Genomic DNA, 24089 nt, shown 5'->3' with positions numbered 1-24089 from the left:
GCTCGACCCGGTCGCCGTCGGCACGCTGGTGCACCGCACCGCCCTGGCCCAGCGGCTCCTGGAGGAACGCCCCACGGTCATCCGCGGCAACGCCTCGGAGATCATCGCCCTGGCCGGCGCCGGTGCGGGCGGCCGCGGGGTGGAGACAACCGCCGCCGTGGAGACCGCCCTCGACGCCGCCCGGTCGCTCGCGGCGCGCACCGGCGCCGTGGTGGCGATATCCGGGCCCGTGGATGCCGTCGTCGACGGCGCATGCGTGAGCCGGGTGGGCGGCGGCTCCGTACTGCTGACCCGCGTCACCGGCGGCGGCTGCGCCCTGGGCGCGCTGGCGGCGGGCTTCCTGGCCGCCGGGCGCGCCATCGGGACCGACGCCTTCGCGGCGACCGTCGCCTGTCACGCCGCCTACAGTGCCGCCGCCGAGATCGCCGCGGCAACGGCCGCGGGCCCCGGCTCCTTCCCGCCCGCATTCCTCGACGCCCTGTACGCCCTGGACGCCGACGACGTCGCCAGGATTGCGATCTCATGAGGCCTGCCCCCGACCTGCGGGTCTACCTGGTCACCGACACCGCCCAGTGCCGTGCGCGCGGCCGTACCGTCACCGACACGGTCAGGGCCGCCGTGGCCGGCGGCGCCACCTGCGTGCAGGTGCGTGCCAAAGACGCCGACGGCGCCGATTTCCTCGCCCAGGTCTGCGACGTCGCCAACGCCGTCGGTGAGCTGGTCCCGGTACTCGTCAACGACCGGGTCGACGTGTACCTGGCCGCCCGCAGCCTGGGGGCGCCGGTGGCGGGCGTGCACGTGGGGCAGCGCGACCTGCCCGCCACCGTGGTGCGCGAGCTCATCGGCGACGACGCCTACCTGGGCCTGTCCGCGGCCAACCCGGAGGCACTTTCCGCGGCGGCAGCCGAGGGCGCCTGCGACCACGTGGGCGTCGGCGCGGTACGCGCCACCGCCACCAAGGCCGACGCGCCCGCAGGCATCGGCACCGACGGCGTCAGCCGCCTGGCGGCCGACATTGCGCTGCCATGCGTGGCCATCGGCGGCATCACGCCCGCAGACCTGCCTGCCCTGCGTGCCGGGGGACTGGCCGGGGCCGCCGTCGTCTCCGCGATCTGCCTGGCGGACGATCCGTGCGCCGCCGCCCGGCGGCTGCGCCGGACCTGGGAGGCCGCGAGATGAACCCACCGATCCCCAAGGCACTGACCATCGCCGGCTCCGACCCCTCCGGGGGCGCCGGCGTCCAGGCGGACCTGAAGACCATGGGGGCGCTCGGCACCTACGGCATGAGCGTGGTCACGGCACTGACCGCCCAGTCCACGCGCGGAGTCGCCGGGGTGCGGGCCGTGCCCGTGGACTTCGTGCGCCTACAGCTGGACACCCTGCTGGCGGACATCACCCCCGACGCCACCAAGGTCGGCATGCTCGCCACCGCCGAGCTGGCCGAGGCGGTGGGGGAGTACCTGCCCGGGTTGAAACACACCGTCCTGGACCCGGTGATGGTGGCCACCTCCGGGGACCGGCTGCTCGACGCCGAGGCCATCGACGCCGTCAGGCGCCTGTGCGCGCGTGCGGACCTGATCACCCCGAACCTGGACGAGGCCGCCGCCCTGCTGGGCCGTTCACCGGCCGCGAGCACCGATGCGATGCGCCGCCAGGCGGAGCTCCTATTGGACGCCGGTGCCCGTCGGGTGCTGCTCAAGGGCGGGCACCTCGGTGCGGACGCCACCGACGTGTATGCGGATGCGGACGGCACCGTGCTGCTGCCAGGCCGCCGCGTGGACACCCGCAACACGCACGGCACGGGCTGCACGCTCTCCGCGGCGATTGCGGCGCTGCGCCCGCAGCGGGAGAGCTGGATCGCGGCGGTGAGGGATGCCAAGGTCTACCTGACCGGAGCCCTCGCGCACGCCGACGCGCTCGGCGTCGGCCACGGGCACGGCCCCGTGCACCACTACTACGCCCTCTGGCCGAGTCGGCCAGAGGGCGTAGGCAGCAGGCTGAGACAGGCCGGCGGGTGCGCCGGTCGTCGCTGATCGGTTAGTCGACCTCGTCGGAGCGGGTCAGGCGGTCGGACTCGTCCTGGATGAACAGGGCCTGGCGCTCCAGGGCGTCCCGGTGGGCGTGGCCGTGGTGGGCGCAGAACAGCAGCTCGCCGGAGGCGAGGACCACGCGCAGGTACGCCTGTGCGCCGCAGACGTCGCAACGATCGGCCGTGGTGAGCGGACGCGTCTCGGTCGCCGCGGTGGGGCCGGTGGCCTGTTCGGGCGCGGTCGTCGGATCGGCGACCGTCGGGGAGATTGGAGTTGTCGTGCTCATGGCTCGATTCCACCACCACCGGGCGCCCACGCCAACGCCGTCGGGCAGTTTTCCGCCCCGGGCGCACCGCCTGCGCCCACGGCGAACGGCGGGAATCAGCGGCGGCCCCGATCCTCCGGCGGCGGGCGAAGACCACACCTCCGGCGACGGCGCGGGATGTCTGACCCGCTCCCGCAATCGGCTAAATTCGGGCCGTGCCAGATTCTTCCCAGTCCTACTCCGCCCGCCACCTCTCAGTTCTTGAGGGGCTCGAGGCGGTGCGCAAGCGCCCTGGCATGTACATCGGCTCCACCGATCAGCGGGGCCTGATGCACTGCGTTTGGGAGATCATCGACAACGGCGTGGATGAGGCCCTGGAGGGCTACGGGGACCGCATCGCCGTCGTCGTGCACGCCGACGGCTCCATCGAGGTGCGCGACACCGGGCGGGGCGTCCCCGTGGACGTCGAGCCCTCCTCCGGGCTGACCGGTGTCGAGCTGGTCTACACCAAGCTGCACGCCGGCGGAAAGTTCGGCGGCGGCTCCTACGGATCCGCGGGCGGCCTGCACGGGGTGGGCGCCAGCGTGGTCAACGCCCTGTCCGCCCGCATGGACGTGGAGGTTGACCGCGGCGGCAAGACCTACGCCATGAGCTTCAGGCGGGGCGTGCCCGGTGTCTTCACCGACACCGCCGCGGGCCCCACCCCGGACGCTCCCTTCGCGGAGTACACCGAGGCCTCCCAGCTGCGCGTGATCGGCAAGGTGCGCCGCGGCGTCACCGGCACCCGGGTGCGCTACTGGGCCGACCCCGAGATCTTCCCCGCTCCCGCGCAGTACGACATCACCGCCCTGCGGGCCCGACTGCGGCAGACCAGCTTCCTGGTGCCCGGGCTCACCCTCACTCTCACCGACGAGCGCGACCCGGAGGCGATCGCCACCACCGCCAGTGGTGCCGCCGACGACCCGGCCCTGAGCGTCAAGGGCGGGGCGAGCCCCGGCCGGGCGGATAAGGCAGGCAAGTCGGCCAGGTCCGCGCGCGGCGCCAACGACCTGTTCACCGCCGGCGCCGAGGGGGAGGGGACGGAGGTCTTCCACGCCGAGGGCGGCACCGCCGACTTCGTCGACTTCCTGGCCACCGACGGCTCCGTCACCGACACCTTCCGCCTGACCGGCGAGGGCACCTACACCGAGACCGTGCAGCAGCTCGACAAGCGCACCGGCCACCTGCGCCCCACCGAGGTCGAACGCACCTGCACCGTCGACGTGGCCCTGCGCTGGGGCATCGGCTACGACACCACCGAGCGCTCCTTCGTCAACATCATCGCCACCCCCATGGGCGGCACCCACCTGACCGGCTTCGAGCAGGCCGTCACCAAGGTGCTGCGCAAGCAGATCGACGCCAACTCCCGCGCCCTGAAGGTCACCAGCCGCGACGGGCGTATCGAGAAGGACGACATCCTCGCCGGGCTCACCGCCGTCATCACCGTGCGCGTGCCCGAGCCGCAGTTCGAGGGGCAGACCAAGGAGGTGCTCGGCACCGCTCCCGTGCGGCAGATCGTCGCCAAGGTGGTGGAGAAGGAACTCACCGCCCTGCTGACCTCCTCCAAGCGGGACCTGAAGACCCAGTCGCGCGCCCTGCAGGAGAAGATCGTCGGGGAGATGCGCGCCCGCGTGTCCGCCCGCATGCACAAGGAGATCACCCGCCGCAAGACGGCTCTGGAGACCTCCACCCTGCCCGCCAAACTGGCGGACTGCCGCTCCGACGACGTCGCCTCCTCCGAGCTGTTCATCGTTGAGGGGGACTCCGCCCTGGGCACCGCCAAGAACGCCCGCAACAGCGAGTTCCAGGCGCTGCTGCCCATCCGCGGCAAGATCCTCAACGTCCAGAAGGCCTCCCAGGCGGACATGCTGCGCAACGCCGAGTGCTCCGCCATCATCCAGGTGGTCGGGGCCGGCTCCGGGCGCACCTTCGACCTGGACGCCGCCCGCTACGGCAAGGTCATCCTCATGACCGACGCCGATGTCGACGGCGCCCACATCCGCACCCTGCTGCTCACCCTCTTCTTCCGCTACATGCGCCCCATGATCGAGGCCGGCCGGGTCTTCGCCGCCGTCCCCCCGCTGCACCGCATCGAGGTCTCCGCTCAGGGCCGGCGCAAGCGCGAGGTCATCTACACCTACTCCGATGAGGAGCTGGTCACCACCCTGCGCAAGCTGGAGAAGCAGGGGCGCAGCTTCAAGGAGCCGCAGCGCTACAAGGGCCTGGGGGAGATGGACGCCCACCAGCTGGCCGAGACCACCATGGAGCCCGAGCACCGCACCCTGCGGCGCATCACCCTGGGGGATGAGGCCGAGCTGCTTGAGGCGGAGAACGTGTTCGAGCTGCTCATGGGTTCCAGCGTGGAGCCGCGGCGCGACTTCATCATCGAGGGTGCCGCCGAGATCGACCGCGAACGCATCGACGCCTGAGCCATTTGCCCGTACCCTTAAAGTCGGCCCGGTCCCGTCGAAGGAGACGCATATGACACCTGTTTACGGCTCAACGCGCCGCACCGGCCCGGGCGGTCCCTGGTCGATGCTCCGTCCCGGCCCCCGTTCGGCGCTGCCCCGCATGCTCACTTGGGCGCCGCTGGGGCCGCGCGACAATTCCGAGTTGGCCGAGCTCATCGCCCGTTCCGAGGCGGCGGACAACCCCCCGTACCGCACCAGTGCCCAGGAGACTGCCGAATACTTCGTGGACCCCACCTACTCGGGGGTGGCCGGCCGTGACGAGAACGGTGTCATGCGTGCCTTCGGGCTGGTGCGGCTGCGGCCGGCCGGGGAGATCTACGCCTCCATGACCGGGACGGTGGACCCGCAGTGGCGCCACCGCGGCATTGGGGGAGCGCTGCTGCACTGGCAGACCGAACGGGCCCGCCACCTGATCGGTGCCGAACGGGCCGGCGTGTCCGCCGGCCCTGTGGCCGCCACGGCACCCGCCCATATCGTCACCACGGTCCTGGAGGACGACGAGCGCATGAAAGGCCATTTGGCCGAGCTGCGCTTCGAGCCGCGCCGCTGGTATCGGGAGGTGCGCCGTTCGCTGTCCGAGCCCATCCCGGAGGTGGACCTGGATGGCTTCCTGACCATCGAGCCCTGGTCGGAGGACCTCGACGACGCCGTGCGCCGCGCCCACAACCAGGCCTTCGCCGACTCCGGCGGCGGCAGCATGAGCCCGGAGGAGTGGCGGGCCGGGCGCGCCTACTTCGCACCCCAGTGGAGCTTCGTGGCGCTAGACCGGTCGGGAGACCGTGCCCGGGTCGCCGGCTATGCGCTCTCCAGCCGCTACGAGCAGGACTGGGAGGCACTCGGCTGGCGGGAGGGCTACACCGACGTCATCGGCGTGCTAGCCGACTACCGCTCCCGCGACGTCGGGCCGGCACTGCTGAGCACCGTGATGCGCGCCTACGCCGCAGACGGCATGGAGTATGCGGCGGCCGGCTTCGAGTCCGACGACCCGAGTGGCGCCGTCGACCTGTTTCTCGACCTGGGGTACACCGCCACCCGCGGCACGATCCTGTACGGACTGGACGTGTAGCCGCCGGTGCCCGCGTCCTACCCGGCCGGGGCGGGGCGCCGGTGGGCGTATGCGTCGGGCGCGTTTCGTCCCGGTGCTACGTTGAAGGTCCGTGAGTAACGCACCTGCACGTCCGGGCGGGAAGAACCCCGCCGTCCCTCGTCACATCTTCGTCACCGGCGGTGTCGTCTCCTCGCTCGGCAAGGGATTGACCGCCTCCAGCCTGGGCCGCCTACTGCGCTCCCGCGGCATCAGCGTGGCCATGCAGAAGCTGGACCCCTACATCAACGTCGACCCGGGCACGATGAACCCCTTCCAGCACGGGGAGGTGTTCGTCACCGAGGACGGTGCCGAGACGGATCTGGACATCGGCCACTACGAGCGCTTCCTCGATGTGAACCTGTCCGGGGCCGCCAACGCCACCACCGGCCAGGTCTACTCCACCGTGATCGCCAAGGAGCGTCGCGGCGAGTACCTGGGCGACACCGTCCAGGTGATCCCGCACATCACCGACGAGATCAAACGGGTGATGCGCGCCCAGGTGGAACCGGATGACAGCGGTGCCGCTCCCGACGTGATCATCACCGAGATCGGTGGAACCGTGGGCGACATCGAGTCCCAGCCCTTCCTGGAGGCCGCCCGGCAGGTGCGCGCCGACCTGGGGCGGGAGAACGTCGCCTTCGTGCACGTCTCTCTGATTCCCTTCCTGCCCGCCGCCGGCGAGCTGAAGACCAAGCCCACCCAGCACTCGGTGGCCACCCTGCGCAGCATCGGCATCCAGCCCGACGCCCTCGTGCTGCGCACCGACCGGCCCCTGCCGGACGGCATCAAGGACAAGGTCTCGCGCATGTGCGACGTGGAGCCGGGCGCCGTCGTCGAGTGCCGGGACGTGGACAGCATCTACGAGGTGCCGCCCGCCCTGCACCGGGAGGGGCTCGACGCCTACCTGGTGCAACGCCTGAACCTGGCCTTCCGGGATGTGGACTGGACCGAGTGGAACGCCCTGCTGGAGCGCGTACACGCCCCGAAGCACCGCCTCGAGGTGGCGTTGGTCGGCAAGTACATCGAGCTGCACGACGCCTACCTGTCCGTCACCGAGGCGATCCGCCACGGCGGCTTCGCCTGCGACGCCGCCGTGGACATCCGCTGGATCGCCTCCGACACCTGCGAGATGCCCTCCGGTGCGCAGCGGGCGCTGGCAGGCGTCGACGCCGTCGTCGTCCCCGGCGGCTTCGGGATCCGCGGCATTGAGGGCAAGGTGGGGGCCCTGCGTTGGGCGCGCGAGCACCGGGTGCCCACCCTTGGGCTGTGTCTGGGCCTGCAATGCATGGTGATCGAGGCGGCCCGCAACCTGCTGGGCCTGAGCGGCGCCTCCTCCACCGAGATGGAGCCCGACACGCCCGACCCGGTGGTCACGACCCTGGACTCGCAACGCCGCTTCGTCACCGGCGGGGGAGACCTCGGCGGGACGATGCGCCTGGGCGCCTACCCGGCCCTGCTCACGCCGGGCTCACTGGTCGCGGAGGCCTACGGTGCCACCGAGGTGTCCGAGCGGCACCGCCACCGTTTCGAGGTCAACGACGCCTACCGCGACCGGCTGGAGGGGGCGGGGCTACATGTCACGGGTACCTCCCCGGACGGGCAGCTGACCGAGTTCGTTGAACTCGACCGGTCACTGCACCCCTACTATGTGGCCACGCAGGCGCACCCCGAGTTCAAGTCGCGCCCCACTCACGCCCACCCGCTGTTCGCGGGCCTGATCCGGGCGGCCCTGGCACGCCGGGACTGAGGGGTACTGTCATGGCCTCGCTGCGGGGAGGCCGCCCGCCTACAGTCGATGCCATGACGTTGACCGCATCTCCTAGTACCGCCGCGGAGGCTCCGGGCGGCTGTCCCGACCATGTCGGCTCGGTGGTTGACCATCGCCGCCTGACCGGTGAACGCGCGCTGTACGCCTCGCGCGACCTGACCATCGCCCACTCCACCTTCGCCGACGGCGAGTCCCCGCTCAAGGAGAGCCGCGGCCTGCGCATCAGCGACACCGTGTTCGAGTGGAAGTACCCGCTGTGGTACTGCCGGGACGTGTCGGTCACCGGCGGCGCCCTGCTGGAGACCGCCCGCTCCGGCATCTGGTACACCGACGACATCCGTCTGGACGGCACGCTGGTGGCCGCCCCCAAGACCTTCCGTCGCGGCCGCGGCATCAGCCTGCGGCGTGTAGACCTGCCGCATGCCGAAGAAACCCTGTGGAGCTGCCGGGAGATCACGCTTGAGGACGTGAACGCCACCGGCGACTACTTCGCCAAGGACGCCGCCGGTGTCACCGCCGAGCGGCTGCGCCTGACGGGCAATTACGCCTTCGACGGCGCCCGGGACGTGACCGTACGCGACAGTGTGCTGCTGAGTAAGGACGCCTTCTGGAACTGCGAGAACGTGGTGGTGGAGAACTCGATGATCGTGGGGGAGTACCTGGGCTGGAACTCCCGCAACGTCACCTTCGTCGACTGCACCATCCAGAGCCTCCAGGGTCTGTGCTACATCGATGGGCTCGTCCTGCGTGGCTGCCGCCTGTTGGACACCACCCTCGCCTTCGAGTACTGCCGGGGCATTGACGCCGAGGTCATCGGCCACCTCGATTCGCTGACCGACCCCGCCGACGGCGTCATCCGGGCCGGCTCGATCGGCGAGCAGATCATTCATCCCGACCGGGTGGACCCCGCGGCCACCCGCATTGAGACCGGCTGGTCGCCCCAGGCGGTCGCATGAGCGTCCCCGCCGACTTCAACCTGGATGAGCCCACCGACCGGCGCGGCACCGGCTCATTGAAATGGGACGAGGCCGGACCGGACGAGTTGCCCATGTGGGTGGCGGACATGGACCTGCGCACCGCGCCCGTCGTGCGCCGGGCCCTCACCCGGGTGGCCCGCGAGGGCCTGCTCGGCTACGCCGTCGTCACCGATGCCTACGAGCAGGCCGTCACCGCCTGGTGGGCACGCCGCCACGACTGGCCGCTCCAGCGAGACTGGCTGATCCCCACCACGGGGGTGGTCGCCGCGATCTCCTCGATCGTGCGCAGCGTGACCAACGTGTTCGAGAAGGTTCTGATCCAGCAGCCCGTCTACAACATCTTCACCAACAGCGTCCTGAACAACGGCCGGCGCCTGGTCACCAGTGACCTGCTGCAGGGTGAGAACGGCGAGTGGACGATCGACTGGACGGATCTGGAGGCCAAGCTCGCCGACCCGCTGACCACCCTGATGATCCTGTGCAACCCGCACAACCCCGTCGGCCGGGTGTGGACGCGTGGGGAACTGGCCCGCCTCGGCACGCTCGCCGCCGCCCACCACGTGACCGTCGTGTCTGACGAGGTCCACTGCGACGTCACCCTGCCCGGAGTGGGTTATACGCCCTTTGCCGCCGCCGCACCGGTGTGCGCCGAGGTGGGCATCACCTGCCTGTCGCCGTCGAAGGCCTTCAACACCGCCGGCGTCCACTCGGCGACGGTCGTCATCCCGGAGCCGCACCTGCGGGCCCGCGTGGAGCGTGGCCTGAACACCGATGAGGTCGCCGAGCCGGGAGTGTTCGCGGTGCCCGCGGTCGTCGCCGCCTACAGCGCGGAGGGGGAGGCCTGGTTGGCGGAGGTGCGCGCCTACATCGCCGCGAATAAGGCGCGGGTGGCCGAGGTGGTGGCGGGTGAACTGCCCGGCTGCGCCGCCCCGGTCTCGCAGGCCACCTACCTGTCCTGGATCGACGTGCGCGCGCTGCTGTGCGGCGCCGGGGCTGCCGGCCGCAATGGCGGGGGAGCCGACGACGCCGGGCCGGATGGGCCGGCGAATGCAACCGGGGACGCGACCGCCGCCCTGGCCGCCCACATCCGCTCCCGCACCGGACTGGTACTCACGCCCGGCACCGCCTATGGCGCGGCCGGGGCCGGCTTCCTGCGCATGAACCTGGGCACCCAGCGCGCCCGCGTGGAGGACGGGCTCGAACGGCTGGTGCGCGGGGCGCGCAGCTGGGCGGCGACCGCCGTCTGAACGATCGGGACACGCGCCCGGACCCTCTTGTATATGCAGCTGTGACGTTAATCGATTGACTTAACGTCGTCGTGAGCCTCACACTCGTGGTGACGGGCACAGCAGCCAGGCTCATGAGCGGACAGGAGGAGCGATGACGACCCTCGCCGAGGTCGCGGACGCCGCACACGTCTCCACCGCCTCCGCCTCACTGGTGCTGTCCGGCAAGGCCAAGGGGCGTGTGTCCGAGGCGACGGCGGCGCGCGTGCGCGCCGCGGCAGAGGATCTCGGCTACGTGCGCGACGCACTCGCCGGCGGTATGCGCAACCGCCGCACCCACACCGTGGGGGTTCTCGGCGAGAACGTGCTGTCGACGCCGTACGCCGTCGCCATGATCGATGCGATCCTCACCGCCAGCCGGGAACTGGGCTGGTCGGTCCTGCTGACGGACTCCGGCGGAGCGCCGGAGCAGTCCCGCAGGGCCGTGCGTGAACTGCGCTCACGGCGCGTGGACGTCATCGTCCACGCCGCCATGTACCACCAGCGGGTGCATGTGCCGCCCGAGCTGACCAACGTCGCCGTACTGAACGGCTTCGCGGACCGGGACGACGTCGTCGGCGTCGTCCCGGATGAGGCGGCCGCCGCCAACACCGCCGTCACCCACCTGCTCGAGCTCGGCCACCGGCGCATCGGGCACATCACCCATGACGACTCGACGGTCGCCATCGGGCTGCGTCGCACCGCCTACGAGGACACCCTCCGCGCCGCCGGGATCACCCCCGATCCCTCGCTCATCATCCGTGGCGGCAACGACCCCGAGGGGGCCGACGCCTCCGCCTGGAGACTGCTCGACCGCGCGGATCCTCCCACCGCGGTCTTCTGCTACAACGACGGCATTGCCGCCGGCGTGTATCGCGTCGCGGCCGCGCTCGGGCTGTCCATACCCGATGACCTGTCCGTGGTCGGTTTCGACGACCTGAAACTGATCTCCACCAATCTGGCGCCGCGACTGACCACCATGCGCCTGCCCCACTACGAGATGGCCGACTGGCTGGTGCGTCACCTGATCGCCGGCGACCTGCCCACACCGGCCACCACCCACCGTTGCCAATGCGACCTGATCGTCCGCGGCTCGACCGCGCCCGCATCCGCCTAGACCTCCGGCGGCCCACAGTCCCCGGGATCGCCCCGATCCCGGTCAACCCAACCATTTCGGTGACACACGAAGGAGTGTTCATGTCCACCACTCGCCGCACCTTCCTCGGCCTTGGTGCTACCGCTGCCATCGCCGCCACTCTCGCCGCCTGCTCCTCCCAACAGGGCGGTTCCGGATCCGGATCCGGCTCCTCGGGCGGCATCAGCCTGTGGACCCACAATGGCGGCAACGAGGAGGAGCTCGCCGTCGTAGAGAAGGCGGTCGCCGCCTTCAACGAGGCGAACCCCGATACCCCCGTCGAGCTCAAGTCGTTCCCGCAGGCCTCCTACAACGACTCCATCGCGGCCGCCGCTGTGGCCGGCGACCTGCCCGACATCCTCGACTTGGACGGCCCGATCATGCCCAACTGGGCCTGGGCCGGGTACCTCGCCCCGCTCCAGATCTCCTCCGAACTGGAGGACAACATCATCGACTCCGCCAAGGGCTACTGGAACGACACCCTGTACTCGGTGGGGCCCTACGACACATCGCTGTGCTTCCTGGGCCGCAAGTCCGCCTTCGAGGCCGCCGGCGTCCCGGTGCCGAGCATCGACGAGCCCTGGACCAAGGATGAGTTCGACGACGCGTTGGCGAAGCTGTCCGAACTGGAGGACTACGACTACGCCATCGACTTCTCCGTTGCGGACACCGCCGAGTGGTGGCCCTACGCCTACGCGCCGATGCTGCAGTCCTTCGGTGGCGACCTCATCGACCGGGAGACATTCGAGACCGCCGAGGGTTTCCTCAACGGCGATGCGGCGGTGCAGTGGGGCGAGTGGTTCCGCTCCTGCTTCGAGAAGGGGTACGCCTCGGAAACCCCGGCGACCGACGGGCAGGACTTCCTGCAGGGCAAGGTGCCGCTGTACTACGCCGGTGGCTGGAAGGTGCTCCAGTCGCAGGAGACCTTCGGTGAGGACGAGGTGCTCATTCTGCCGCCGGTGGACTTCGGCGAGGGTGCGCACGTAGGCGGTGGCTCCTGGCAGTGGGGCGTGTCCGCCACCAGCTCCAACCCCACCGCGGCCAACGCCTTCATCGAGTTCCTCATGCAGGACGAGTACCTGGTGGAGTACTCCAACGCCATCGGCAACTTCCCCTCCGTGCCCTCGGCTACGCCGAGCACCGAGTACTACAAGGAGGGCGGCGCGCTCGAGCCCGTGTACGAGATCGGCACCAAGTACGCCCTCCTGCGTCCGGCCACGCCCGGCTACAAGGTCATCTCCTCGATCTTCGACAAGGCCGCCCGCGACATCGTCTCCGGAGCCGACGTGAAGTCCACCCTCGACCAGGCGGTCAAGGACATCGACGCCGACATCAAGTCCAACAACGGCTACCAGGCCAGCTGACGACCGGTAACCCTCCTGCAAGTCCGGTGGGGGCGACTCGCGCCCCCACCGGGAAGGGAACTGCTATGTCTTTAGCATCAACCAAACCGAAGAAGAGGCGCGCCGGGCGGTCCGCCGCCTTGCGCCAGGAGGCGCGCACGGCCTGGCTCATGTCCACCCCCGCCCTGCTGCTGCTCCTGCTGTTCCTCGTCATCCCCATCGTGCTCACCTTTGTGCTGAGCTTCACCAACGCGCGGCTGATCTCCCCGAACCCGCCCCAGTTCATTGGCTTGGGTAACTTCACGCGTGCCTTCAGCGCCGACCCCACCTTCATGCGCTCACTGACGAACACCGCGTTCTTCGCGCTGATCGTCGTCCCATGCCAATCGGGCCTCGCCCTGGCACTGGCGATCCTGGTCAACCAGAAGGTCAAGGGCGTGACCGCGTTCCGCACCATGATCTTCATGCCCGTGGTCACCTCGATGGTGGTGGTCTCCATCCTGTGGAGCTTCTTCTACGAGGACGACGGCCTGTTCAACTCGATGCTGAACACCATCACCGGGGGCGGCTGGACCGCCGTCGCCTGGCTCAACAACCCCGGCACCGCCATGCCCGCGATCATCGTCCTGTCCATTTGGCAGGCCGTCGGCCTGCACATGATCATCTGGCTGTCCGGCCTGCAGGGCATCGACCCGGCCCTCTACGAGGCCGCCTCCCTGGACGGCGTCAACGGCTGGCAGCGCTTCCGCTACGTGACCTGGCCCGGACTGCACTCCACGATGGTGTTCATTCTCGTCACCATCACCATCGCCGCACTGGGCCTGTTCGTTCAGGTGGACGTGATGACCTCCGGCGGTCCGCAGGACGCCACCTCCACGCTCGTCTACCACGCCGTGCGCAAGGGCTATCGCGAGCAGGACATGGGCTACGGGAGCGCGATCTCCCTGATCTTCTTCATCGCCGTGCTGCTGATCAGCCTCATTCAGCGGCGCCTGACCCGGGAGGACGACTGACATGATCGCCGCAGACACCAACAAGGACGTCGCCACTACGCCGACGTCGCGCCGTCGCGGCCGGGCCGCCACCAAGCGGCGCTCGAAGATCCTGACCTACGTCGGGCTGGTCCTCGCGGCGATCGTCGCCGTGTTTCCGCTGCTGTTCATGATCTTCTCCTCGCTCAAGCCCGACGCCCAGATCTTCTCCGATCTCGGCTCACTGCGGGCCTTCCTGCCGGTGGGCGACCTGAGTCTGGACAACTACGCCGGCGTGTTCAACCGGGTGCCCGCCGGTCGCTTCATCGCCAACTCGATCATCGTGACGGTCGCAATCGTCGGCCTCGGGCTGATCGTCAACTCCATGATCGGTTTTGCCATCTCACGCATGCGGTGGAAGGGGAAGAACATCGTGCTCTCCCTGGTGTTGGCGACCCTCATGGTGCCCTTCGAGACCATCGCCGTGCCGCTGGTCTTCTGGGTGGCCAAACTGCCCTCCATCCAGTGGGCCGTCGACGGATTCCTGTTCAAGCAGGGCATGCTGAATACCTACCAGGTGCAGATCCTGCCCTACATCGCCAACGCCTTGGCGATCTTCCTGTTCGCACAGCACTTCGGTGACATCCCCAAGGAGATCGATGAGGCCGCCCGGGTGGACGGCGCGGGATGGTGGACCATCTACCGCAAGATCATCGTGCCGTTGTCCGGACCTACGTTCGCCACGGTCGCGATCATCACCATGCTGCCGGCATGGAACTCCTACCTGTGGCCACTGATGGTGATCCAGCAGGAGTCGATGCGGCCGGTGAGCGTGGGTATGCAGTACTTCTTCCAGCTCAACCCCGTGTGGGGGCAGATCATGGCCTACGGCACCCTGATCACCCTGCCGGTGCTGATCATCTTCGTCATCTTCCAGCGGTCCTTCGTGCAGTCGCTCGCGGGGACAGCGGTTAAGGGGTGACCGATGGCGCTCACGCTCCCAGACCACTGGCTGTGGGACCACTGGGTTGCCGACGACGGCGAGCAGTACCACCTGTTCTTCCTGCGCGCCTCTCGCGCACTGCATGATCCCGACCGTCGGCACTGGCGGGCCGCGCTGGGCCATGCCGTCTCCGACGATGCCCGCGACTGGCGGCTGCTTCCCGACGCGCTGGTGCACTCCGATGGGCCGGCATTCGACGACCAGGCCATCTGGACCGGCTGCACCGTGATGCGGCCCGACGGCGGCATGCGCGTGTTCTACACGGGCATCTCCCGCGCGGAACGCGGCATGGTGCAACGGATCGGGTGGGCGGACTCCGCCGATGGGATCACCTTCGAGCGCCGTTGCGCCGAGCCGCTCGAGGCCGATGGCCGCTGGTATGAGAAGTGGAACCCCGGGTACGCCTTCGACGAACCATGGCGGGACCCCTTCGTGTTCCAGCACGAAGGACGCTGGCACATGCTGATCACCGCCCGTGCCCGCGGCGTCGACCGCTTGCACGCCGGCGTCATCGGCCATGCCGTCTCCGATGACCTCGACCACTGGGAGGTACTGCCACCACTGACGGATCCGAGCAGGTTTGGCCAGCTCGAGGTAAGCCAGTCGCGGCAGGTAGAGGGACGGCATCTGCTGGTCTTCTCCTGCGGGGATGACATGCAGGCCGAGCCCGGCCCCGGGGGCGTGTGGATCGCCGAGGGGGAGGGGCCGCTGGGTCCGTGGGATGTGGATGCGGCACGCTATCTGCGGCCCGAGCACCTGTATGCCGGTCAGCTGTTTCAGCTGCGTGACGGACGGTGGGCGCTGACCGGGTTCAACAATGTCATCGATGGCGAGTTCGTCGGCTCCGCTCCGGACCCGCTGGCGTGGACGCAGGTAGAGCGCGTGGCGCGCATGCGACCATAGCAGGGGCATGCGCTCCGTGAAGCCACAGTGAGCGGCCCCGGCACCTGGGGAATCAGGTGCCGGGGCCGCTCGTGGCGTTTGTACGTGGTCGCTGCCCGCTCAGCCGGCGAGCACGCCCTCCTCGGCCGGCTCGTCGATGCGCTCACGCTCCGGCTGAGACGGGACGGACGCCAGCTCGCGGCGGCGCAGCCGCTCGATCCGGGCGAGCCGGAACGCCAGCACCAGGGCGACGCCGGCGATGCCGGCCGCCACCAGCGCGGCTACGTGGAAGCCCGCGGCCGTGGCCGCGGCCGGCGTCGACCCGGCCGCCAGCCGACCCGCCTGGACCCCGGAGAGGATGCCCATGAACAGGGAGGAGCCGATGCAACCGGCCACCTGGAAGGCGGTGGAGATGATGGTCGTGCCGTGGGAGAACAGACGTGGCTCCAGGCTCGCCAGCGCGAAGGTCTGGGCGGGACCCATGGTGAATGCTGTGCCGGCGATCACCGGCGCGTAGCAGGCCATGATCTGCCAGGAGTCGGCTCCCTCGCCGAGGGCGGACAGCGCGAAGGTGAACAGGGCGACGACGATCAGCGCGATCGGAAGCGAGACGCGCAGGCCGTGCCGGTCGAACATGGCGCCGGCCACCGGGGCCAGCACGCAGGACAGGATGCAGGCGGGCAGCAGCGTGAGCGCCGCGTTGAAGGCCGAGAATCCCAGGGCCGACTGCATGAACATCGGCAGCAGGATGTTCATGGAGAACACGATCATCAGCGAGGCGAAGATGACGCACAGGCCGAGGGTGAAGCCGCGGTTGCTCAGCGGGCGGAGGTCGATCAGGGGCTCGCTGAGGCGGCCCTGGCGGAGGACGAAGCCGGCCAGTGCGGCGGCGCCGGCGGCCAGGCAGGCGGCGGCCGGGCCGGCGGATCCGGTGAAGACCGTGGAGATGCCGTACAGGATGCCGATCAGTGCCAGGGAGATGAGGACGGTGGACACGGCATCCAACCGCGGGTTGGTGATCTCGGCCTCGTCACCGATGCAGAGGAAGGCCGCAATCCAGGCCACCGCGATCAGCACGGCGAAGCCGACGAACAGGGTGTGCCAGTTACCGAACTGCAGGATCGTGCCGGCAATGATCGGGCCGAAGGCCGGGCCGAGGGTGGTCATGGCGGAGACGATGCCCATGTTGGTGCCCAGCTTCTCCCGCGGGGAGACGGCCAGGGTCAGGTTCATGCCGATCGGGACGATCATGCCGGTGCCCAGCGCCTGCACCACGCGCGAGAGGAGCACGACGCCGAAGCTGGGCGCCACCGCGCCCAGGACGGCCCCGACCAGCAGGAGCGTGAGGGCGGTCATGAGCAGCCGGTGCGTGCGCACCGACCGGTACAGGAAGCCGGTCACCGGCACCATGATGGCGGCGGCCAGCATGTAGGCGGTGGTGACCCAGCCGATGGTGGCCGAGTCGACGCCGAGGTCCTGCATCATCGGGGTCAGTGCCACATTCAGGAAGGTCTCGTTGAAGGTGGCGAGGAAGGTCGTGTAGGCCACGACGAAGATCACCGCACCGATGCTGCGGCTGTGGAGGGATGACATCCGGGAAGTAACTCTCAATTCTGGTACTCGACATGAAAGACGCACGCCCGTCCACGCCAGGGCATAGTCATGGCGGGGCCGGGTGCGCGACGGTGTGCATGTTGAACGGCGACTCGCCCATGGCCGCTGAGGCGGCGGCGGTGTGCTGTCCGGAGCGCTGCTCGCCGTTGGGCGAGTCAGTGATCTCGGCCGCCGACAGACGCAGCATGAGGCTGAGACGCTCAGCTGAAACGTTCAATGGCGGCGGGCCAACGGCTGGGTAAGTTAGCACAGCTCGGCGCGCTCCAGGCGCCACCCGCCGCCGGCTGCGGCAGAGTTGCGCCGTTTCTCACGGTTCTGCTTTGTCCGGGCATTCGTCCGGGGAGTAGTGGAAGTGAGCTCCCCGGCGTCAACGTGCTCCATCGCACTTGCTGACGTCGCGGCGGAAACTTGCGAGACCGGAATTTGAGAACGAAGATGTTCGTTAAAATCTGGTGCACACAGGCGGAGCCAACCGGGGCCCCGCTGCCGCATCGCGCAGCCGCGGAGAGGAGTCAACCATGAGTCAGGCCGACGACGACTCAACCCGCTCCCGGGTCCTCGACCTTATCGCCGAGAAGGGCCCCGTATCCGCCGCACAGCTGGCCAAGGTTCTGGATCTGACCCCCGCGGCCGTGCGGCGCCACATCACCGCCCTGGAGCAGGCCGGCGAAATCGAGGCCCATGCCCCCGCTGCCAACGGCAAGCGCCGGCGCGGCCGCCCGGCGCGCTTCTACGTGGCCACTCCCGACGCCCGCACCACCTTCGGTGAGGGCTACTCGGAACTGGCCAACCGCGCCCTGTCCTACCTGTCTCAGGTCGGCGGGGAGAAGGCGATCGACTCCTTCGCCGCCTCCCGCGGACGCGACCTGGAACGCCGCTACATGCCGATCGTGGAGGCCGCCGGCAAGGATCCCGCCGACCGGGCACGCGCCCTGGCCGACGCCCTGACCCTGGACGGCTACGCCGCCACCGTCCGCGACGTCGGCGACGGCACCTTCGCGGTGCAACTGTGCCAGGGCCACTGTCCGGTGCGCGACGTCGCCGGGCACTTCCATGAGCTTTGCGACGCCGAGACCCGTACCTTCGCCCGCCTGCTCGGCGTCCCCGTGCAACGCCTGGCCACTCTCGCGGGCGGCGAGCACGTATGCACCACCCACGTACCCATCGCCATGCCCACCCTGCGCAAGCGCGCGGTCCGGGCGGCAGACCAGCGGAGCCGTCGGCCCCGCGTAACGGAAGGAAACTGATGACAGCACCCGTGACGGAAAGCGTGCGCAGTAGCGACGACGAGATCATCGACTCGATCTCTGAGACCTATGAGTACGGCTGGCACGACTCCGACGCCGCCGGCCTGTCCGCCCGACGTGGCCTGGACGAGCAGGTGGTACGCGAGATCTCCGCACTCAAGGGCGAACCCGAATGGATGCTGCAGAAGCGGCTGAAGGCCTACGAGATTTTCCAGCGCAAGCCCATGCCCACCTGGGGTGTGGACATGTCCGACTTCGACCTTGACCAGGTCAAGTACTTCGTCCGTTCCACGGACAAGCCCGCCAACTCCTGGGAGGACCTGCCCGAGGACATCCGCAACACCTACGACCGGCTCGGTATCCCTCAGGCGGAGCGCGAGCGACTGGTCGCCGGCGTCGCGGCCCAGTACGAGTCCGAGGTCGTCTACGAGCAGATCCGTGAGGATCTTCAGCAGCAGGGCGTCATCTTCCTGGACACCGACTCCGCCCTGAAGCAGTACCCCGAACTGTTCAAGGAGTACTTCGGCTCTGTCGTCCCCGCCGGCGACAACAAGTTCGCCGCCCTTAACACCGCCGTCTGGTCGGGCGGTTCCTTCATCTACGTGCCGCCGGGCGTCAAGGTCGAGATCCCGCTGCAGGCCTACTTCCGCATCAACACCGAGAACATGGGCCAGTTCGAGCGCACCCTGATCATCGCCGACGAGGGCTCCTACGTGCACTACGTGGAGGGGTGCACCGCCCCCATCTACTCCACCGACTCTCTGCACGCCGCCATCGTGGAGATCATCGTCAAGAAGAACGCCCGCGTGCGCTACACGACCATCCAGAACTGGTCCAACAACGTCTACAACCTGGTCACCCAGCGCGCCACCTGCGCCGAGGGCGCCACCATGGAGTGGGTGGACGGCAACATCGGTTCCAAGCGGAACATGAAGTATCCGGCCGTCTTCCTGATGGGGCCTCACGCCCGCGGCGAGGCGCTGTCAATCGCCTTCGCCGGTGCCGGCCAGCACCAGGACACGGGCGCCAAGATGATCCACATGGCGCCCCACACCTCCAGCCACATCGTCTCCAAGTCGATCTCCCGCGGCGGCGGCCGCTCCGGCTACCGCGGTCTGGTACAGATTCAGAAGAACGCCCGGCACTCCAAGTCCAATGTCCTGTGTGACGCGCTGCTGGTGGACGAGATCTCCCGCTCGGACACCTACCCATATGTGGATGTGCGCACCGACGACGTCGAGATGGGGCACGAGGCCACCGTCTCCAAGGTCAGTGCCGACCAGCTGTTCTACCTGATGCAGCGCGGACTGACCGAGACGGAGGCCATGGCCACGATCGTGCGCGGATTCGTCGAGCCGATCGCCCGCGAGCTGCCCATGGAGTACGCCCTGGAGCTCAACCGGCTCATCGAGCTGCAGATGGAGAACTCCGTCGGCTGACGCCGTCCCCCGTACCCTCCCCGACCACGAGCCGCCGGCAAAGCGCCGGCAAGGAGCACCAATGCCCGAACTGAAAACCGACCACTCGCGTGCAGCGCTGGAGGGGGCACATTCGCACGGCCAGCGCCGCTACGTCTCCTCGCGCGCCGACCGGCCCACCTCCTTCGACCCGGCCGACATCCCCGCGCCGCATGGACGCGAAGAGGAGTGGCGTTTCACCCCGATCAAGCGCTTCGCACCACTGTTCGACCTCGACGCCGTCACCGCCGGCACCGCCGCAAACCCGCTCAGCGTGGACATCGACGCCCCGGCGGGAGTTGACGTCGAGACCGTCTCCCGGGACGACCCGCGGCTGGGCGTCGTCGGCGCCCCTGTGGACCGCACCGGCGTCGTCGCCTGGGCCGCCTTCCACGACGCCACGGTCGTCACCCTGCCGGCGGGCGCCGGGCTGGAACGGGCCGTGCGCGTGACCACCACGGGCACCGACACGGGGCTGGAGCACCCCGCCGCCCAGCACATCCGCATCGCGGCCTTGGGCGACTCCGTTGCCACGGTTGTTCTGGACCACCGTGGCACCGCGGCACTCACGCAGACGGTGGAGGCGACCGTCGCCGACGGCGCCGAACTGACCCTGGTCACCATCCAGGGCTGGGAGGACGCTGCCATCCACGCCTCCAACCACCGCGTGCGTGTGGAGGGGCGGGGCACCCTCAAGCACGTCGTCGTCTCCCTGGGCGGAGACGTGCGTATCTGTTCCGACCTCGGCTTCAAGGGCGAGGGCGGCCACATCGACGCCTACGGCGTGTACTTCACCGATGCCGGCCAACACCAGGAGCACCGCCCCTACGTGGCCCACACCGAGCCGCACTGCTACTCGCGGGTGGCCTACAAGGGCGCCCTACAGGGGCAGGGGGCGCATTCGGTGTGGGTGGGCGACTGCCTGATCGGCGCCGGCGCCCGCGGCACCGACACCTACGAGCTCAACCGCAACCTGGTGCTCACCCAGGGCGCCAAGGCGGACTCCATCCCCAACCTGGAGATTGAGAACGGCAACATCGTGGGCGCCGGCCACGCCTCCGCGACCGGCCGCTTCGACGACGAGCAGCTGTTCTACCTGCGCGCCCGCGGCATCCCGGAGATGGAGGCCCGCCGGCTGGTGGTACTTGGCTTCTTCAACGAGATCGTCGCCGAGATCCGCGTGCCCGAGGTCGAGGAACGGCTCATGGCCGCCATCGAGCAGGAGCTCGAACTGAACGCGCTCGTCTCCGCCCGCGAACAGGCCACAGCGGCCGAGTAGCCCCGCGTCACCCCGTCCGGGCCACCCCGGCAGACCATCCACCAATCAGCCTCACGGATAAAGAAGAAGACAAGCAGCGATGAGTACCCTCGAGATCAAGAACCTCCACGTCCAGGTCGCCACCAACGACGGCCCCAAGCCCATCCTCAAGGGCGTCGACCTCACCGTCGCCTCCGGCGAAGTGCACGCCATCATGGGTCCCAACGGCTCCGGCAAGTCGACCCTGGCCTACTCCATCGCCGGCCACCCCGACTACGAGATCACCGACGGCGAGGTGCTGCTCGACGGCGAGAACCTCCTGGACATGACCGTCGATGAGCGGGCCCGCGCCGGCCTGTTCCTGGCCATGCAGTACCCCGTGGAGGTCCCCGGTGTGACCGTCTCCAACTTCCTGCGCACCGCCAAGACCGCCATCGACGGCGAGGCCCCCAAGGTGCGCCAGTGGATCGGGCAGGTCAACCAGGCCATGGAGAACCTGCGCATGGACCCCGCCTTCGCCCAGCGCGACGTCAACGCCGGCTTCTCCGGCGGCGAGAAGAAGCGCTTCGAGATCCTGCAGATGGAACTGCTGCGCCCCCGCTTCGCCATCCTGGACGAGACCGACTCCGGCCTGGACATCGACGCCCTGCGCATCGTCTCCGAGGGCGTCAACCGCCTGCACGACTCCTCCGACGCCGGCTTCCTGCTGATCACCCACTACACGCGCATCCTGCGCTACATCAAGCCCAGCCACATCCACGTGTTCGTGGACGGGCATGTCGCCGAGGAGGGCGGCCCGGACCTGGCCGACCGGCTGGAGGAAGAGGGCTACGACCGCTTCGTCGCCTGAACAGCCCCAATCCGCCGGCGTCTCGCCAGCACCAGCCTCCGCAGGAGACCAAACGCAAATGATTGAAACGCCCCAGTCGCCCCAGAGCCAGGTGGGTGACGCTCCCGGCGCGGACGCGCCGCTGCCCGCTGCCGAGGTCGACGCTCTACGCGCCGACTTCCCCTACCTGGAGCGTCCGGCCCGCAACGGTGAGCCGCTGGCCTACCTCGACTGGGCCGCCACCAGTCAGAAGCCGGTCGGCGTCATCCTCGCGGAGGCCGACTTCTACCGCCGCTCCAACGGTGCCGCCGGGCGCTCCACCTACCAGCTGGCCGACGAGGCGACCGCCGTGTGGGAGGACGCGCGCGACGCCGTCGCCGCCTTCGTCGGCGCCCGCGGCAGCCAACTGGTGTTCACCAAGAACGCCACCGAGGCCATCAACCTGGTGGCCCTGGCGATCGGGCACGCCAGCCTGTCTCGGCCCGCCGGCCACGGCGGGCCGGCCGCGGGAGCCACCGACCCCTCCGCCCGGTTGCGCCTTCGCCCCGGCGACGAGATCGTCGTGACCGTGGCCGAGCACCACGCCAACCTGGTGCCCTGGCAGGAGCTGGCCGCCCGCACCGGCGCCATCCTGCGCTGGCTGGACCTGACCGCGGACGGGCGCATCGACCTGGGCACGGTCGACGTCATCACCGACCGTACCAAGGTGCTCGCGCTGACTCATGCCTCCAACGTCACCGGCGCGGTCACCCCGCTGGAGGGCATCCTGCCGGCCGCCCGCAGCGCCGGCGCCCTGGTGGTGCTGGACACCTGTCAGTCCTCTCCGCACCTGCCCCTGGACTTCGCGGCGCTGTCCGCGGCCGGAGTGGATGCGATGGTGCTTTCCAGCCACAAGATGCTGGGCCCCACCGGTATCGGCGCTCTGGTGGCCACCGAGGAGCTGCTGGACGCGATGCCGCCGGTGCTCACCGGCGGGTCCATGATCGAGACCGTCACCATGGCCTCCTCCACCTATATGCCCGCACCCGCCCGTTTCGAGGCCGGCAGTCAGCCGCTGGCCCAGGCGGCCGGATGGCACGCCGCCGTCGACTACCTGGCCGAGGTGGGCCTGGGGCGGCTGCACGAGCGCGAACAGGCGCTGCTCGACCGGGCCCTACGGGGCATGGCGGAGGTGCCCGGGCTGCGTCTGCTCGGTCCCGCCGATGCCCACGACCGCGTCGGCGTGGTCGCATTCACGCTCGACGGGGTGCACCCGCATGACGTCGGTCAGGTGTTGGACGCCGCCGGTGTAGCGGTGCGCACCGGCCACCACTGCGCCCAGCCGGTCCACGCCCACTTCGGGGTGCCGTCTTCTTCACGGATATCCTTCGGCCCGGTGACCACACCCGCGGAGATCGACCGCTTCCTGGAAGCCGTCGCCTCCGTCCGCGGATACTTCCAGAGGTGAACATGAACGATCTTGATCAGCTCTATCAGCAGGTAATCCTCGATCACTCGCGAGAGCGCCACGGCTCCGGGGCGCTGGAGGCCCCGGACTCCACCTCCCACCAGGTCAACCCGACCTGCGGGGATGAGGTCACATTGGGTGTGCGCGTGCGCGACGGACGCATCGAAGCCGTCGGTTGGGAGGGGGACGGCTGCTCCATCTCCCAGGCCTCCATCTCCATCATGCACGACCTCGTCGACGGCGCCGACCTGACCACGGTGGCGCGGCTCGAGGGCGACTTCGATGCCCTCATGCACTCGCGCGGCCGCGGCGTGGACGACTCGGTGCTGGACGAGCTGGAGGACGCCGCAGCCTTCGAGGGCGTGTCCAAGTACCCCAATCGCATTAAGTGCGCGCTGTTGGGATGGATCGCGCTCAAGGATGCGTTGCTGAAGGCAGGCGTCCCGCTGGACGCCGCCAAGGCGGACTGAACCCGCCTGTGCGGCGGGCTTCCGCCCGGCCGCCCCACCAAACCACAGCCCCTGTCTCAATCCACCAGGAGGAGTTATGAGCGAGACCGCTCCGGCCACCAACCCGATGGCCGCGCAGCACGCGCCCACCAGCGTCGCGGACGTGGACGTCGCCGCCATTGAGGAGGCACTGCGCGACGTCGTCGACCCCGAGCTGGGCATTAACGTCGTCGACCTCGGCCTGCTGTACGGCATCTCGATCGAGCCCGACGGCACCGTCGTGCTCGACATGACCCTGACCACCGCCGCCTGCCCGCTCACCGACGTGATCGAGGAGCAGGTCCAGCAGGCGCTCGGGTTCATCGTCGACAAGGTGCGTGTGCAGTGGGTGTGGCTGCCGCCGTGGGGCCCGGACCGGATCACCCCGGAGGGTCGCGACCAGCTGCGCGCCCTCGGCTTCAACGTCTGAGACGCGCGTAGGCGAAGGCAGACTGCAGCCCACGTCCGGCAGGCTGCCGCCCGATGGCCGGGTGCAGGTCACGGCGGTGCGCC

At 69.4% G+C, this 24089-nt stretch carries 23 protein-coding genes; 20 read left to right on the top strand and 3 right to left on the bottom strand.

What is annotated here, in order from left to right:
• The 3 genes from BN1056_RS06795 to thiD all read left to right on the top strand — a co-directional run.
• The coding region (locus BN1056_RS06795; RefSeq protein ID WP_210579956.1) for a hydroxyethylthiazole kinase at positions 1–526 on the top strand (526 nt) is incomplete at its 5' end.
• Positions 523–1179 carry a thiamine phosphate synthase gene (gene thiE, locus BN1056_RS06790; protein WP_210579955.1) on the top strand — a complete coding sequence of 219 codons (657 nt, stop codon included), beginning with the start codon at positions 523–525 and terminating at the stop codon, positions 1177–1179. The genes BN1056_RS06795 and thiE, both read left to right, overlap by 4 nt.
• Entirely contained in the window at positions 1176–2033 is an 858-nt protein-coding gene (gene thiD, locus BN1056_RS06785; RefSeq protein WP_210579954.1) for a bifunctional hydroxymethylpyrimidine kinase/phosphomethylpyrimidine kinase, read from the top strand. The genes thiE and thiD overlap by 4 nt, the downstream gene beginning before the upstream one ends.
• A 4-nt stretch (positions 2034–2037) precedes the next feature.
• On the opposite strand, the gene BN1056_RS06780 is transcribed toward thiD, so the two are convergent.
• A complete protein-coding gene (locus tag BN1056_RS06780; RefSeq protein WP_073331654.1) occupies positions 2038–2316 on the bottom strand; it encodes a DUF7455 domain-containing protein in 279 nt (92 codons plus the stop codon).
• Between the two features lie 194 nt (positions 2317–2510).
• On the opposite strand from BN1056_RS06780, the gene BN1056_RS06775 reads away from it, so the two are divergent.
• From BN1056_RS06775 to BN1056_RS06730, 10 genes are all read left to right on the top strand, one after another.
• Positions 2511–4763 carry a DNA gyrase/topoisomerase IV subunit B gene (locus BN1056_RS06775; RefSeq protein ID WP_244671560.1) on the top strand — a complete coding sequence of 751 codons (2253 nt, stop codon included), beginning with the start codon at positions 2511–2513 and terminating at the stop codon, positions 4761–4763.
• 52 nt (positions 4764–4815) lie between these two features.
• Complete coding sequence (locus tag BN1056_RS06770) at positions 4816–5871, top strand: GNAT family N-acetyltransferase (RefSeq protein ID WP_210579953.1); 1056 nt, start codon at positions 4816–4818, stop codon at positions 5869–5871.
• A gap of 91 nt (positions 5872–5962) precedes the next feature.
• Positions 5963–7639: a CTP synthase gene (locus BN1056_RS06765; RefSeq protein ID WP_210579952.1), complete on the top strand. Its 1677-nt coding sequence runs from the start codon at positions 5963–5965 to the stop codon at positions 7637–7639.
• Between the two features lie 53 nt (positions 7640–7692).
• Positions 7693–8616 (top strand): DUF3737 family protein, encoded by a 924-nt coding sequence (locus BN1056_RS06760; protein ID WP_210579951.1) that lies wholly within the window; start codon positions 7693–7695, stop codon positions 8614–8616.
• Positions 8613–9884, top strand: coding sequence for a MalY/PatB family protein (locus tag BN1056_RS06755; protein ID WP_210579949.1), 1272 nt, complete (start codon positions 8613–8615; stop codon positions 9882–9884). Before BN1056_RS06760 ends, BN1056_RS06755 begins: the two co-directional genes overlap by 4 nt.
• Before the next feature lie 133 nt (positions 9885–10017).
• Positions 10018–11019, top strand: coding sequence for a LacI family DNA-binding transcriptional regulator (locus BN1056_RS06750; RefSeq protein WP_210579947.1), 1002 nt, complete (start codon positions 10018–10020; stop codon positions 11017–11019).
• A gap of 80 nt (positions 11020–11099) precedes the next feature.
• The gene (locus tag BN1056_RS06745) at positions 11100–12401 is read left to right on the top strand and encodes an ABC transporter substrate-binding protein (protein ID WP_210579945.1); all 1302 of its coding nucleotides are present in this window, start codon (positions 11100–11102) and stop codon (positions 12399–12401) included.
• 65 nt (positions 12402–12466) lie between these two features.
• Positions 12467–13393: a carbohydrate ABC transporter permease gene (locus BN1056_RS06740; RefSeq protein WP_108967363.1), complete on the top strand. Its 927-nt coding sequence runs from the start codon at positions 12467–12469 to the stop codon at positions 13391–13393.
• Between the two features lies 1 nt (position 13394).
• Entirely contained in the window at positions 13395–14333 is a 939-nt protein-coding gene (locus tag BN1056_RS06735) for a carbohydrate ABC transporter permease (RefSeq protein ID WP_210579943.1), read from the top strand.
• Positions 14334–14336: 3 nt separating this feature from the next.
• Positions 14337–15257: a glycoside hydrolase family protein gene (locus BN1056_RS06730; RefSeq protein WP_210579941.1), complete on the top strand. Its 921-nt coding sequence runs from the start codon at positions 14337–14339 to the stop codon at positions 15255–15257.
• Between the two features lie 99 nt (positions 15258–15356).
• Here the strand turns inward: BN1056_RS06730 and BN1056_RS06725 are convergent, their stop codons facing one another.
• Positions 15357–16829, bottom strand: a complete 1473-nt coding sequence (locus BN1056_RS06725) for a DHA2 family efflux MFS transporter permease subunit (RefSeq protein ID WP_210579939.1) — start codon at positions 16827–16829, stop codon at positions 15357–15359.
• A 67-nt stretch (positions 16830–16896) separates the two neighbouring features.
• Positions 16897–17037: a hypothetical protein gene (locus BN1056_RS06720; protein WP_210579938.1), complete on the bottom strand. Its 141-nt coding sequence runs from the start codon at positions 17035–17037 to the stop codon at positions 16897–16899.
• Between the two features lie 331 nt (positions 17038–17368).
• Between BN1056_RS06720 and BN1056_RS06715 the strand changes: the two genes are divergently transcribed.
• From BN1056_RS06715 to BN1056_RS06685, 7 genes are all read left to right on the top strand, one after another.
• The gene (locus tag BN1056_RS06715; RefSeq protein ID WP_210579936.1) at positions 17369–18097 is read left to right on the top strand and encodes a helix-turn-helix transcriptional regulator; all 729 of its coding nucleotides are present in this window, start codon (positions 17369–17371) and stop codon (positions 18095–18097) included.
• Positions 18097–19536 (top strand): Fe-S cluster assembly protein SufB, encoded by a 1440-nt coding sequence (gene sufB / locus BN1056_RS06710; protein ID WP_210579933.1) that lies wholly within the window; start codon positions 18097–18099, stop codon positions 19534–19536. Before BN1056_RS06715 ends, sufB begins: the two co-directional genes overlap by 1 nt.
• A gap of 61 nt (positions 19537–19597) precedes the next feature.
• Positions 19598–20833 (top strand): Fe-S cluster assembly protein SufD, encoded by a 1236-nt coding sequence (sufD, locus tag BN1056_RS06705; protein ID WP_210579931.1) that lies wholly within the window; start codon positions 19598–19600, stop codon positions 20831–20833.
• A 79-nt stretch (positions 20834–20912) separates the two neighbouring features.
• Complete coding sequence (gene sufC, locus BN1056_RS06700) at positions 20913–21662, top strand: Fe-S cluster assembly ATPase SufC (protein WP_108967354.1); 750 nt, start codon at positions 20913–20915, stop codon at positions 21660–21662.
• A 58-nt stretch (positions 21663–21720) separates the two neighbouring features.
• Complete coding sequence (locus BN1056_RS06695) at positions 21721–23088, top strand: aminotransferase class V-fold PLP-dependent enzyme (protein WP_210579929.1); 1368 nt, start codon at positions 21721–21723, stop codon at positions 23086–23088.
• A 2-nt stretch (positions 23089–23090) separates the two neighbouring features.
• The gene (gene sufU, locus BN1056_RS06690; protein ID WP_073331697.1) at positions 23091–23558 is read left to right on the top strand and encodes a Fe-S cluster assembly sulfur transfer protein SufU; all 468 of its coding nucleotides are present in this window, start codon (positions 23091–23093) and stop codon (positions 23556–23558) included.
• Positions 23559–23634: 76 nt separating this feature from the next.
• Positions 23635–24006, top strand: a complete 372-nt coding sequence (locus tag BN1056_RS06685; protein WP_073331699.1) for a metal-sulfur cluster assembly factor — start codon at positions 23635–23637, stop codon at positions 24004–24006.
• Positions 24007–24089: the final 83 nt, after the last annotated feature.

The organism is Actinomyces succiniciruminis (assembly GCF_900002405.1).
GTDB lineage: Bacteria > Actinomycetota > Actinomycetes > Actinomycetales > Actinomycetaceae > Actinomyces > Actinomyces succiniciruminis.
Note: the sequence above shows the minus strand (reverse complement) of the source record. Positions and strands in the feature narration are given on the sequence as shown.

What these genes read in the sequence shown, in the direction of transcription:
- thiE (WP_210579955.1), top strand. Translation starts at nt 523, where the DNA reads ATGAGGCCTGCCCCCGACCTGCGGGTCTACCTGGTCACCGACACCGCC.
- thiD (WP_210579954.1), top strand. Translation starts at nt 1,176, where the DNA reads ATGAACCCACCGATCCCCAAGGCACTGACCATCGCCGGCTCCGACCCC.
- BN1056_RS06780 (WP_073331654.1), bottom strand. Translation starts at nt 2,316, where the DNA reads ATGAGCACGACAACTCCAATCTCCCCGACGGTCGCCGATCCGACGACC.
- BN1056_RS06770 (WP_210579953.1), top strand. Translation starts at nt 4,816, where the DNA reads ATGACACCTGTTTACGGCTCAACGCGCCGCACCGGCCCGGGCGGTCCC.
- BN1056_RS06760 (WP_210579951.1), top strand. Translation starts at nt 7,693, where the DNA reads ATGACGTTGACCGCATCTCCTAGTACCGCCGCGGAGGCTCCGGGCGGC.
- BN1056_RS06755 (WP_210579949.1), top strand. Translation starts at nt 8,613, where the DNA reads ATGAGCGTCCCCGCCGACTTCAACCTGGATGAGCCCACCGACCGGCGC.
- BN1056_RS06750 (WP_210579947.1), top strand. Translation starts at nt 10,018, where the DNA reads ATGACGACCCTCGCCGAGGTCGCGGACGCCGCACACGTCTCCACCGCC.
- BN1056_RS06745 (WP_210579945.1), top strand. Translation starts at nt 11,100, where the DNA reads ATGTCCACCACTCGCCGCACCTTCCTCGGCCTTGGTGCTACCGCTGCC.
- BN1056_RS06740 (WP_108967363.1), top strand. Translation starts at nt 12,467, where the DNA reads ATGTCTTTAGCATCAACCAAACCGAAGAAGAGGCGCGCCGGGCGGTCC.
- BN1056_RS06735 (WP_210579943.1), top strand. Translation starts at nt 13,395, where the DNA reads ATGATCGCCGCAGACACCAACAAGGACGTCGCCACTACGCCGACGTCG.
- BN1056_RS06730 (WP_210579941.1), top strand. Translation starts at nt 14,337, where the DNA reads ATGGCGCTCACGCTCCCAGACCACTGGCTGTGGGACCACTGGGTTGCC.
- BN1056_RS06725 (WP_210579939.1), bottom strand. Translation starts at nt 16,829, where the DNA reads ATGTCATCCCTCCACAGCCGCAGCATCGGTGCGGTGATCTTCGTCGTG.
- BN1056_RS06720 (WP_210579938.1), bottom strand. Translation starts at nt 17,037, where the DNA reads ATGCTGCGTCTGTCGGCGGCCGAGATCACTGACTCGCCCAACGGCGAG.
- BN1056_RS06715 (WP_210579936.1), top strand. Translation starts at nt 17,369, where the DNA reads ATGAGTCAGGCCGACGACGACTCAACCCGCTCCCGGGTCCTCGACCTT.
- sufB (WP_210579933.1), top strand. Translation starts at nt 18,097, where the DNA reads ATGACAGCACCCGTGACGGAAAGCGTGCGCAGTAGCGACGACGAGATC.
- sufD (WP_210579931.1), top strand. Translation starts at nt 19,598, where the DNA reads ATGCCCGAACTGAAAACCGACCACTCGCGTGCAGCGCTGGAGGGGGCA.
- sufC (WP_108967354.1), top strand. Translation starts at nt 20,913, where the DNA reads ATGAGTACCCTCGAGATCAAGAACCTCCACGTCCAGGTCGCCACCAAC.
- BN1056_RS06695 (WP_210579929.1), top strand. Translation starts at nt 21,721, where the DNA reads ATGATTGAAACGCCCCAGTCGCCCCAGAGCCAGGTGGGTGACGCTCCC.
- sufU (WP_073331697.1), top strand. Translation starts at nt 23,091, where the DNA reads ATGAACGATCTTGATCAGCTCTATCAGCAGGTAATCCTCGATCACTCG.
- BN1056_RS06685 (WP_073331699.1), top strand. Translation starts at nt 23,635, where the DNA reads ATGAGCGAGACCGCTCCGGCCACCAACCCGATGGCCGCGCAGCACGCG.